We start from the raw sequence: 11629 nt of genomic DNA on the forward strand, positions 1-11629 counted from the left end.
GAGGCGGCCGGTCCGATCGACGGCGCTGCTTCCGCGCCGCTGGATCCCCATGCGGCGGCTCCGCTGCAGCCAGCCGCGCACCCCAAGCAGTCTGATCTCGCCGAGGAGGTCGGCGCCAAGCTCGCCATTTTCGAGGACATGGTCTTCCCGACCCCGGCCCAGATCGCGACCATGCGCAAGATGGACACGCTGCGCCACATGGGCCTCCATCAGGCCAGCAGCGTGCAGCGCCGCGCCTACCGCTTCCTCCAGCCTTCGGGCGCCGGGAAGAGCACCTGCGCGAAGCTGTTGAAGAAGTCGGTCGAGAACCAGCCCGGCCGCGACCGGTCCAAGAAGCCGGTCCTCCACGTCACCCTCTCCACCACCGGAACGCCGAAGAGCCTCGCCACCTCGATCCTTTCCGCGTTTGGCGACGGCTACGCCGGCCGCGGCGAGGCCGACATCCTCCTCGAGCGGGTCAAGCTCTGCATCCAGGAGTTCGGGGTCGAGCTGCTCATCATCGACGAGCTCAACCACTTCCGCCAGAAGCATCTCGCCGCGGACGCCGCCAACACCATCAAGAACATTCTCACGCTCGGCTGGGCTCCGGTCATCCTGATGGGCACAGACGAGGCGCAGTCGCTCTTCGCTAACAACCGCGAGCTCAAGAACCGCTGCGCCCCCCAGGACATCCTGCGCCCCTACGACTTCAACGACGAGGACAACGACCTGCCCGTCTGGATCGAGTTCATGAAGCGCATCGACGCCGGTATGGTCTCGCGGGGCGTGCTCGAAGAGAAGTCTGGCCTGAACGACCCGACACTCGCAAAGGACCTGTGCGAGGCCAGCAACGGGCTGATCGGCGAATTCCACAACATCGTGCTCTCCGCCCTCGAGCCGGCGCTCCTCGGCGGCGAGTCACACCTCAGCTACGACCGTCTAATCGAGGCGATCGACGCGTGGTGCCTTGCGGACGGTACCATCGACCACAATCCCCTGCGCCTGCGCCGCACCGGCGAGGCAAAGTAAATATGCCCGGGCCCGTCCTATTCGGGATCGAACCGATCCCGGGCGAAACCCTGATGAGCCTGGTCACCCGCGTGGTGGTCAGGAACATCCTGCCATCGTCCCATGTCATCCTGGAACAGGTCGGGGCCCCGCACGCCCAGAACCCCACTGCCGCCATCGTCCCCGGGTTGGACGAGGCACTGCTCGCCCACATCCTGCGACTGCCCGTCGGAGAGGTCACCGACCGGCGGCACGCGCCCTCCGATGTCGAGGGCTTTGTCCAAAGTTTTGGCGTCACCGTCCGGGCGGACGAGTTGGTCTTCCGCCGCCGCCGCTTCTCACCTGCCGCCATCGCCGCCAGCCCGCACATCCGCGCGACCTGGTCGCATAAGATGGTGCCCTGCGACACCGTGACTTGGGATTATCTCGCCGACGCCTGCCGGTGCGGTGCCGTCCAGCGCTGGCGCGCTGCTTACCATCTCGACCGCTGCGACCGGTGCTGTCGGCCGCTCGCGCGCGTACCCGCCGAAACGGTCGATCCGTCTTTGCGCGACGGACTGGCCTTCCTTATCGGCCTGATCGATTCAGCCGAAGATGTCCGCCATGCGGCACGCGCCCAGCTTCCTGGCGCGCTGTACGAATGGGACGGTGGCATGGTCTTCGAACTTGCGCTCGCTCTGACTAATCTCACCGCGACGTCCTACATCACCCGTCGAGGCCATCAGCCTCCCGACGACGACCTGCTGTGTTACACCCAGGCGCTCTCCCAGACCGCCGATCTCATCCGCGGCTGGCCGCATTCCTTGCTTCCGGCGCTGGAGGCTGCCGTCGTCGACCGCTCCCTTTCACGGCGCAACGTCCGCTACACCGGCATCGCCGACTACATCCCTGCGCTCGACAGCGAGGTGCTGCCACCCATCGTCCGCGAGGAGATCAACCGCGTGCTAGCGCCCATCGCCACCGCTGCAGGCACCACGCCTGACGACCAGATCGCGATGATGGATGCCGTTGACCTCTCCGGGTGGCCGCTCGGCACCCTCGCCGAAGAGCGCCGCGCCGGCCGTCTGAAGACCCGCATATGCTTCCGCGCCAACCGCGTGTTCCCCGCCCTCGACCGGGCGGAGGTCGTCTGGCTTCGTGACTTCCGCGACAACCGCAAAAGCGCCGAGGCCCTCTCCTCCGCGCTCCATCTCCCCCGGTATGCGGTTCCCCAGCTCGCGGATGCCGGCCTCCTCACGATCGAAAAGCATCCGTTCGTGGTCTCACTCTTTGACGCCCATCAGCTCCACAAACGCGAGCTGGCCGAGTTCGTGGCCGCCCTCCAGGCGGCTCAGGTCCCCTCCGACGCCATCGATAATCCGGTTCCGCTGCACCGCGCCGCACGCGCCATTGGGGGAGGGCTCAAGCCTTGGGGCGTGATCTTCTCTCGCATGCTAACAGATGCCTCGGTAACCGATCGCATCGCGTTCAGCATGACCGGCGGGTCGATCAACAGGATCTGCATCTCGGCAGCGGACGCGCGCGCGCTGCGCAATCTGAACCTGCGTCACACCCAGCCGAGCGTAATCGCACCCCGCTGTTCGCAACGCGATGCACTGGAGATCCTCAACCTGCCGGCCAAGCACGCGCACCTCCTTAAGCGGTTTGCTGGGGCGGATGACGAATGGCTAATGGATTGGGGCGACGTGCTGCGTCTCGCCGGTGACCGGCTCACGCTCACCGAGATGGCCGCGCGGGTGGACATGAACGGGGCGAAGCTGGAAGCACTGCTCGAGAGTGAAGGTTGCCCGCGGAGCGACGACTTCGGATGGTTGCGCACGCCGGCGCTGAAGGCGCTCTCGCGAATCTAACTGCTGAGGATTGCTGGATAATGGCCCGGCGGGGGGTACCCCGGCCGGGCTTCTTCTTGCCAAAATGGCGCATTAAGTAGCGTTTGAACCGCTCTTAAGTAGCTTTGGCATGGCAATGGTGCCGCTTACGTGACTCGAACACGTGACCCTCGCATTACGAATGCGATGCTCTACCAACTGAGCTAAAGCGGCGTTGGTGGGGCAGATAACAGCGGTTGATGCGCAGGACAAGCGGGCAATGCAAATGGCCGCGTCATCTTCCGCGCCCGGCCGCTTAGCCGCGTCGCAGGGCGCGCGCCTCCTCTTCACGGCATGTTTACCATCCGGTGGCAGTGTCGATTCTCAGGAAAAGCTTTTTCTGGGCTAAGGACGCACCCATGGACACTCTGCAAGGGTATGACATCGTCAGTGATCAGGACGATCTGGATCATGCCGGCGACGCAGCCATCGAAACGCCCGCGAACGTCGGGACGGACGAGCGGCGGATGCAGGTGCGTGCCTATAATTATTGGGCGTCGCTGCTGGGCGACCGGACGCTGCCGTCGATCGAGGATCTTTCGCCCGGCGAGCTGGAGGATTTCGGCCCCAACAGCGTGCTGCTGGATTTCAGCGCCGGGATCGAAAATCCCGCGATCGTCTATCTGGGCACCGGGTTGCGCCGGGAATGCGCCATCGAAGGACGCATAGAGCATATCAGCGACGTGCCGCCGCGGTCGCTGCTGTCGCGCCTTACCGACCATTATTTGCAGATCATCGCCAATGCCGCGCCGATCGGCTTCGAAGCGGGCTTCGTCAACCAGCGCGGGGCGGACATATTGTATCGCGGCATATTGATGCCCTTCTCCTCCGATGGCGAGACGATCGATTTCGTCTTCGGCGTGATCAGCTGGAAGGAATTGGCGAGCAACGACGTCAGCGAGGAAATCGGGCGCGAAGTCGACGCCGCGCTGCGTAGTTCCGCCATTGCCGGGGAGGTCACGCCGATCTGGGCGGATGGCCCCGCCGCCGATGAGGATGACGCAGGCACTCTGGACCTTGGCGGAATGGAAACGCTTGGGGAGGACGCGCCGCTCGCCGACTGGCTGGCGCTGGCCCGTGACGGGGTGGAGCAGGCCCGCACCAGCGAGGCGCGCAGCCATAACGCGCTGTATCGCGCCATCGGCCTTGCCTATGACTTTGCGCTGGCGTCCGAAGGCGCGCCCGGCGACTATGCCGAAATGCTGAGCGATGCGGGGATCAAGGTTCAGGCGCGCAGCCCGCTAACGGCAGTGGTCAAGCTGGTATTCGGCGCGACCTACGACAAGACCAGGCTGACCGAATATACGACGGCGCTGGAGCATGCGAAGGCCGCCGGAATGAAGATGGGGACCTTCGCCGATTATCTTGGCCGCTATGAAGGCGGGCTGAAGGCGCTTGTCCGTGACGCGCGCACCCAGCGCCGCAGCAGCCTGCCCGCACGTCCCGACCGCCGGGAAGCGGCGCGCAGCGCGATGAAGGCGGCGGCGCCCCTGGACCTGGGCACGATCACCACCGACCAGGACGGCCTGGCCGTGGTCGTGGCGCGGCGTGAGGCGGACGGGTCGCTGGCGATCGTGGGAGCGCTGCCCGGCGGGCTGGACCTTGGCCAGCGCGTGATCATGGCGGCGGTCGCCTGACCGGAAGCGCGGGCGCTCGCATCATTATTCTAGCTCAAGGCAACTTAATTACCAATCCGGGTTGAGCCCCGGTGATGGCTGACGCATATTGCCCCGATCCGAGGAGGCATGGCGGCCATCCGCGACCTCCTCCGTTACTGCACAGGCGGGACGAACCTGCCGGGAAGAGGTTGCAAATGACGTTACTGGCGGACTCGCAGTCCAAAGAGGTCGACCGTTCCATCCTTTCAGCATTGGAAGCGGCTCTGGCGAAGGGGAGCATCCCCGGCGAGAGCGAGGATTTCGACGATCAGGCCCTGTCCGCCGCCGCCACTTTCCTGGGACGCACCGCGCAGGTCCGCAAGCATGGCCAGATCGCCATGGCGATCGAGACTTTGGGCGAGGGCGCGCATGGGCGCTACATGCGCATCGCGATCATCAATGACGACATGCCTTTCCTGGTGGATTCCATCGCTGGCACATTGGCGGCGGCGGATGTCACCATCTATCGCCTGCTTCACCCCGTCCTGTCGGTGAATCGCGACGGCAAGGATCAGTTGATCGCCGTCCTGGACGATGACGAGCCGGGCGCGCGCCGCGAATCGGTGATCTATATCGAGGCGGACAGGGCCGATGCGAAGGGCCGCCGCGCGCTGGAAAAGCAGTTGCGCGAAACGCTGGCCGATGTCCGCGCCGCCGTCACCGACTGGCCCAGAATGCGCGAGGCGATGGCGCGGGACGCCGACACCGTGCCCGACAGCGAGGGCGCGGCGCTGCTGCGCTGGTTCCTGGCGCGCCATTTCACGCAGATCGGGCATGAGCGGCGGATGCGCGATGGCACCGTGCAGGCGCCGCTGGGCGTATGCGCGCGGCAGGACACGCCCCTGCTGGCCGAAGCGACGCGCGAAGCCGCCTTTTCCTGGTTCGAGGAGGGCAAGCGCAACCCGCTGATCATCAAGTCGAACCATGTGTCGCGCGTGCACCGGCCCGTCCTGCTGGACCTGATCATCGTGCCCGTGCGCGAGGGCAAGCAGGTGGTGGCGCTGTCCATCCATGCGGGCATGTGGACCAGCGCGGCGCTGGCGGCGACGCCGGACAAGGTGCCGCTGCTGCGGTCGGCCCTGTCGGAACTGATGGAAAAGTTCGGCTTCGATCCGGCCGGTCATGCGGGCAAGGTGCTGGCCCATGCGCTGACGGCCCTGCCCCATGACATATTGATCGGGTTCGATCATGACACGCTGGAGCGGCTGGCGCTGACCTTCATGTCGCTGACCGACCGGCCGCGTCCCAAGCTGGCGCTGGGGACGAGCGCGCTGGCGCGGCACCTCTACGCCTTTGCCTGGTTGCCGCGTGAGGAGTTGACGACGGCGCGCCGCCTGGCGGTGCAGGACATGCTGGCGCAGGCGGCGAACGCGACGGTGCTCAGCTGGTCGATCGCGCTGGAGGAAAGCGGCCTGGCCCTGCTGCGCATCACGCTGGACCTGCGCGACGGCGGCGTGGTGCCCGACGAACAGCCGCTCGACCGGCAGTTGAAGCAGATGGTGCGGGGCTGGCTGCCCGCCGTCGAGGAAGCCCTGGCGGAGATGGAGGAGCCCGGCCGCGCCGCCGCCCTGGCGCAGCGTTTCGCCTCCGGCTTTCCGCTGGGCTACCGCAATGGCGCTGGCCCGGCGGAAGCGGCGATCGACATCCGCCTCCTGCACGGGCTTGCCGGATCTCACGACAAGTCGATCCGCATCTACCGCAACGGCGATGAAGGGGCGGAGCGGCTGCGGCTGAAACTCTACAGCCACGACGTCATCGCCCTTTCCGAAGTCGTGCCTGCCTTCGAGAATTTCGGCTTCCGCGTGATCGATGAGATGACGACCGCCGTTGACGGCGGCGCGCTGGGCCATGTGCAGCGGTTCGTGCTGGAACTGCCCGCTGGCAGCGACGCGGACGGGGTGATCGCCCGCGCGTCCATCGTCACCGAAGCGATCGCGCAGGTGCTGGAAGGCCGCGCCGAAAATGACCGCTTCAACGAACTGATCGTCACCGCGGGCTTGTCGCCGCAGGCGGTGGTCCTGTTCCGCGCGCTGTTCCGCTATCTGCGCCAGACGGGCATGGCCTATGGCCTCGCCACCTTCGCCGAAACGCTGCGGCGCGAGCAGGCGATCGCCCACAGCCTCGTCGCCCTGTTCGAAGCGCTGCACAATCCCGCCGCCAGGGATGGGACGGAAAAGGCAGGCGCGGCGCAGGCCGCGATCGCCGCCGGGCTGGAGCAGGTGAAGGCGATCGACGAAGACCGGGTGCTGCGCCTGCTGCGCGCCGTGATCACCGCGACGCTGCGCACGAATTTCTTCAGCGACTCCGCTCAGGAAGCACTGGCGTTCAAGCTCGACAGCGCGCAGGTGCCGGGCCTGCCCGCGCCGCGCCCCTGGCGGGAGATCTGGGTCTATTCACCGCGCGTCGAGGGCATTCACCTGCGCGCCGGCCCGGTCGCGCGCGGCGGGCTGCGCTGGTCCGACCGGCGCGACGATTTCCGCACGGAGATATTGGGGCTGATGAAGGCGCAGCGGGTGAAGAACGCCGTGATCGTGCCGACCGGGGCGAAGGGCGGATTCTACCCCAAGCAGCTTCCCGACCCGCAGCGCGACCGCGAAGCATGGATGGCGGAGGGCACCGAAAGCTACCGCATCTTCATCCGCGCGCTGCTATCGGTGACGGACAATATCGTGAGCGGGAAGGTCGAGCATCCGGCCAAGGTGCGCATCCTCGACGGCGACGACCCCTATTTCGTCGTCGCCGCCGACAAGGGCACGGCGACGTTCAGCGACGTCGCCAACGCCATCGCTTTGGAGCGCAATTTCTGGCTGGGCGACGCCTTCGCCAGCGGCGGGTCGCATGGCTATGACCATAAGGCGATGGGCATCACCGCGCGCGGGGCGTGGATCAGCGTCAGGCGTCATTTCGCGGAACTGGGCATCGACGTGCAGAGCCAGCCCGTGAAGGTCATCGGCTGCGGCGATATGTCGGGCGACGTGTTCGGCAACGGAATGCTGCTGTCCAAGGCGATCAAGCTGGTCGCCGCCTTCGACCACCGCCACATCTTCCTGGACCCTGATCCCGATCCGGCGAAATCCTGGGAAGAACGGGCGCGTCTGTTCGCCCTGCCCCGGTCAAGCTGGGACGATTATGACAAGTCGCTGATCTCCAGGGGCGGCGGCGTGTTCCCGCGCTCGCTCAAGAGCATCAGGCTCACCCCTGAGGTGCAGGCCATACTGGGCGTTGCCGATACGGAACTGGAGCCTGCCGCGCTGATTTCGGCGATCCTCAAAAGCCCCAACGACCTGCTGTGGTTCGGCGGCATCGGCACCTATGTGAAGGCGGCCGCGCAGAGCCAGGCGGATGTGGGCGACCCGGCCAATGACCGGCTGCGCGTCGATGCGGAGGAATTGCGCGTCAAGGTCGTCGGCGAAGGCGCGAACCTGGGCGTCACCCAGGCCGCGCGCATCGTCTTTTCCCTGCGCGGCGGGCGGATCAACACCGATTTCATCGACAACAGCGCTGGCGTCGACTGTTCGGATAATGAGGTGAATATCAAGATCGCGCTGAACAAGGAAATGGCCGAGGGCCGCCTTTCCTTCGACGCGCGCAACAAGCTGCTGGAAAGCATGACGGATGCGGTGGCGGACATCGTGCTGGAGGATAACCGCCTCCAGGCGCTGGGCCTTTCCATCGCCGAAGCGGGCGGCGCGGCGGAACTGGCCTCATATGTCCGGCTGATCGAGATGTTCGAGGAAAGCGGATGGCTCGACCGGCGGGTGGAAGGGCTCGCCCCCAATGACCAGTTGCTGCGGCGCGGGCAGGACGGGCTGGGCATGACGCGGCCCGAACTGGCGGTGCTGCTGTCAACCGCCAAGCTCGCCTTGCAGGAAGCGGTCGAACATGGCGGCCTGGACGCTGATCCCAGCATGGGCGCCGAACTCGCCGCAGCATTCCCGCCCGCCATGCAGAAGAAGGAAGCGGACGCGATCGCGGCCCATGCGCTGCGCAAGGAGATCATCGCGACGAAGGTCGCCAACCGCATCGTCAACCGGCTGGGCCTGATCCACCCCTTCGAACTGGCGGAGGAGGAAGGCTGTTCGCTTGGCGACCTGGCCAACGCCTTCCTGATCGCGGAGCGGCTCTACGACATTCGCCAGCTATGGGCGGACATCGACGGGGCGGAGATGGCCGAAGGCGCGCGCCTTGGCCTGTTCGCCGACGTCGCCAGCGGCATGCGCGCGCAGATCGCCGATATCCTGCGCGCCCTGCCGCCCGGCACGCTGCCCGGCGAAGGCCATGCGATGCTGGCCAAGGGCGTCGGCAAGCTCGCGTCCCAGGTGGATGAACTGCTGACCAGCGAAGCCATGCGCCGGGTCAATGCCGTGACCGATCACCTGCTGGGCCGGGGCGCGCCCGAAGCGCTGGTCCGGCGCACGGTGGGGCTGTTCAAGCTGGACGGGGCCGTGGGCATAGCGGCGCTGGCGGACCGGCTGAAGGTGGATGAAGTCGACCTGACGCGCGCCTTCACGCATCTGGGCGAGGCGCTGGGCGTCGATTGGGTGCAGTCCACCGCCGCGCGAATGGCGCCGTCCGACCCGTGGGAACGGCTGCTGATATCCGGCGTCGCGCGGGACATGCAGCAGGTGCGGCTGGAGTTTCTGGCGCAGGCAGGCGGCAAGGATGTCGCCGGGCATGTGGAACGCTGGCTCACGGACAAGGCGGCGCGGGTGGCGCAGTTCAGGGGACTGGTGCAGCGCGCCCGTTCCGCCCCGCTGCCCAATGTCGCGATGCTGGCCGAAGTCGCGGGACAGGCGCGCGGGCTGCTGGGGCGGTGATGCTGCCGGGGCGGGCGGATTTTCGTTCGTCCGCCTGTTTGCAGCAGGCTACCCGCCCGCAAGGGGACAAGTATCAGCTACATTTTGATACAATTCCTCAGGCATGACAGGTTTGCAATTGCGAGTCGTTCGCGTTATGAAGCGGCCACTTTTCGTCAGGATCGCATCTCATTCCATGCACGCCCCCGTCAGCGCCGCACAGAAGAAAAAGAAAAGCCGTAAGGCCTTCTGGCTCAAGCAGCTGCACAGCTGGCATTGGATCAGCTCGGCCATCAGCCTGATCGGCCTGCTGCTGTTCGCCTTCACCGGCATCACCCTCAACCACGCCGCCGATGTGGAAGGCGCGCCGCAGACGGTGGAAAAGTCGGCGAGCTTGCCGCCCGCGCTGTTGAAGCAGGTCGCGCCGGACGATGCGCCCGACGCCAAGAAGCCGTTGCCGCCCGGCATCGCGGCCTGGGTGCAAAAGGAAGTCGGGCAGCGCGGCGATGGCGAGGCCGAATGGTCGGCCGACGAAATCTACCTGCCCCTGCCCCGCCCCGGCGGCGACGGCTGGGTATCGATCGACCGGCATAGCGGCGCGGTGACGAGCGAGGCGACCAGCCGCGGCTGGATCAGCTACCTCAACGACCTGCACAAGGGGCGCAATACCGGCACGGTCTGGAAATGGTTCATCGACATTTTCGCCGTGGCCTGCTTCCTGTTCGCGCTGACCGGGCTGCTGCTGCTCCAGCTTCATGCGGCGAAGCGGCCGAGCACCTGGCCGCTGGTCGCGATCGGGCTCGCCATTCCGGCGATGCTCGCCATCATCTTCATTCATTAAGGGGACCCGACGTCATGCAGAGCGGCTACAAACTCATCCTTGGCGGCGGCGCTGCCCTTGGCGCGGCGGCGGCGGGCGGCACGGCTCAGGCGCAGACGATGAACGTCAGCGTCACCATCCCCCGCCTGACGGTCGCCGAATATCACCGGCCCTATGTCGCCATCTGGCTGGAAAAGGAAGGCGCTGCGCCCCGTACCCTGTCGGTCTGGTATGATGTGGACAAGGCGAAGGGCGAAGGTACGAAATGGCTGCGCGACATTCGCCAGTGGTGGCGCGTGTCGGGCCGGACGATGAGCTTCCCCGCCGATGGCGTGAGTGGAGCGACCCGCGCGCCGGGCGAACAGAAGATCGCCTTCACCGCTGGCAAGGGGCCGCTGCCCCGGCTTGGCGCGGGCAATTACACGCTGGTCGTGGAAGCGGCCCGCGAAGTGGGCGGGCGGGAACTCGTCCGCCTGCCGTTCAGCTGGCCGCCCAAAACGGGCGCTGCCGTGCGGGCAAAGGGCAATAGCGAATTGGGCGCGGTCAGCGTCTCCTTCAGCAAATAAGGGGAAATGTCATGAAGGCCAGATATCTCATCGCGGGCGCCATCAGCGCGCTGCTTCTTTCGGGCGCGGCGCAGGCGCACCGCCAATGGATGCTGCCCTCCTCCACCAGCCTTTCGGGCAATGAAAGCTGGGTGACGGTGGATGCGGCCGTGTCCAACGACCTCTTCTATTTCGATCATGTTCCAATGCGGACCGACAATATCCAGGTGACGCAGCCTGACGGTACGGAGGGCAAGATCGAAAACAGCGCGACCGGCAAATACCGCTCGACCTTCGACGTGCACCTGACGAAGCCGGGCACCTATCGCATCGCCAGCGTTTCGACCGGCATCATGGGCGGCTATACGCTGAACGGCGAGCAGAAGCGCCTGCCGCGCGGCACCACCAAGGATAATCTGGCGGCGGCCATCCCGGCCGGAGCCACCAACGTCCAGACGATTGAGGCGTCCAACCGCAACGAGATTTACGTGACGCTGGGCGCGCCGACATCCACCATCTTCAAGCCCACCGGCAACGGCATCGAACTGGTGCCGGTCACTCACCCCAACGATCTGGTCGCGGGCGAGGCGGCGACCTTCCAGTTCCTGCTCGACGGCAAGCCCGCCGCTGGCCTCAAGGTCACGGCGATCCCCGGCGGCAGCCGCTATCGCGACTCGTCCGGCCAGATCGATCTTGTCACCGGCGCCGACGGCAAGCTGACGATCACCTGGCCGCAGCCGGGCATGTATTGGCTGAACGCCAGCACCGGCGGCGGGCGTGAAGGCGGCGAAGGCATGGGCGCGCCGGGCGCCGGATCGCCTGCCCAGCAGCCGCAGCGTCCCGCCGGGCCGCCGCAGCGCCGCGCCTCCTATGTAACGACGCTGGAAGTGCTTGCGCCCTGACCGGCATCCGCATCGCCATCCCTGCCGACCTGCCGCCCGATCAACTGGCCGGG

At 66.4% G+C, this 11629-nt stretch carries 7 protein-coding genes and 1 tRNA gene; 7 read left to right on the top strand and 1 reads right to left on the bottom strand.

Features of this window, described 5'->3' with window-relative positions:
* Both L288_RS25655 and L288_RS25660 read left to right on the top strand, forming a co-directional pair.
* Positions 1-1008, top strand: a 1008-nt coding sequence (locus tag L288_RS25655; RefSeq protein WP_021236998.1) for a TniB family NTP-binding protein, incomplete at its 5' end; no start/stop codon positions are given.
* Between the two features lie 53 nt (positions 1009-1061).
* Complete coding sequence (locus L288_RS25660; RefSeq protein WP_152522034.1) at positions 1062-2837, top strand: hypothetical protein; 1776 nt, start codon at positions 1062-1064, stop codon at positions 2835-2837.
* Positions 2838-2953: 116 nt separating this feature from the next.
* On the opposite strand, the gene L288_RS25665 is transcribed toward L288_RS25660, so the two are convergent.
* Positions 2954-3029, bottom strand: a tRNA-Thr gene (locus tag L288_RS25665).
* A gap of 185 nt (positions 3030-3214) precedes the next feature.
* Here L288_RS25665 and L288_RS25675 point away from each other — a divergent pair.
* The 5 genes from L288_RS25675 (at position 3215) to L288_RS25695 (ending at position 11576) form a co-directional block, all read left to right on the top strand.
* The gene (locus tag L288_RS25675; protein ID WP_021237000.1) at positions 3215-4492 is read left to right on the top strand and encodes a PAS domain-containing protein; all 1278 of its coding nucleotides are present in this window, start codon (positions 3215-3217) and stop codon (positions 4490-4492) included.
* Positions 4493-4668: 176 nt separating this feature from the next.
* Positions 4669-9330 carry an NAD-glutamate dehydrogenase gene (locus tag L288_RS25680; RefSeq protein WP_021237001.1) on the top strand — a complete coding sequence of 1554 codons (4662 nt, stop codon included), beginning with the start codon at positions 4669-4671 and terminating at the stop codon, positions 9328-9330.
* 175 nt (positions 9331-9505) lie between these two features.
* A complete protein-coding gene (locus L288_RS25685) occupies positions 9506-10150 on the top strand; it encodes a PepSY-associated TM helix domain-containing protein (protein ID WP_030538924.1) in 645 nt (214 codons plus the stop codon).
* Positions 10151-10164: 14 nt separating this feature from the next.
* Complete coding sequence (locus L288_RS25690) at positions 10165-10695, top strand: DUF2271 domain-containing protein (RefSeq protein WP_021237003.1); 531 nt, start codon at positions 10165-10167, stop codon at positions 10693-10695.
* Positions 10696-10706: 11 nt separating this feature from the next.
* Positions 10707-11576, top strand: coding sequence for a DUF4198 domain-containing protein (locus tag L288_RS25695; protein WP_021237004.1), 870 nt, complete (start codon positions 10707-10709; stop codon positions 11574-11576).
* Positions 11577-11629 lie beyond the last annotated feature (53 nt).

Origin of the sequence: Sphingobium quisquiliarum P25 (assembly GCF_000445065.1) — a bacterium.
Classification (GTDB): domain Bacteria; phylum Pseudomonadota; class Alphaproteobacteria; order Sphingomonadales; family Sphingomonadaceae; genus Sphingobium; species Sphingobium quisquiliarum.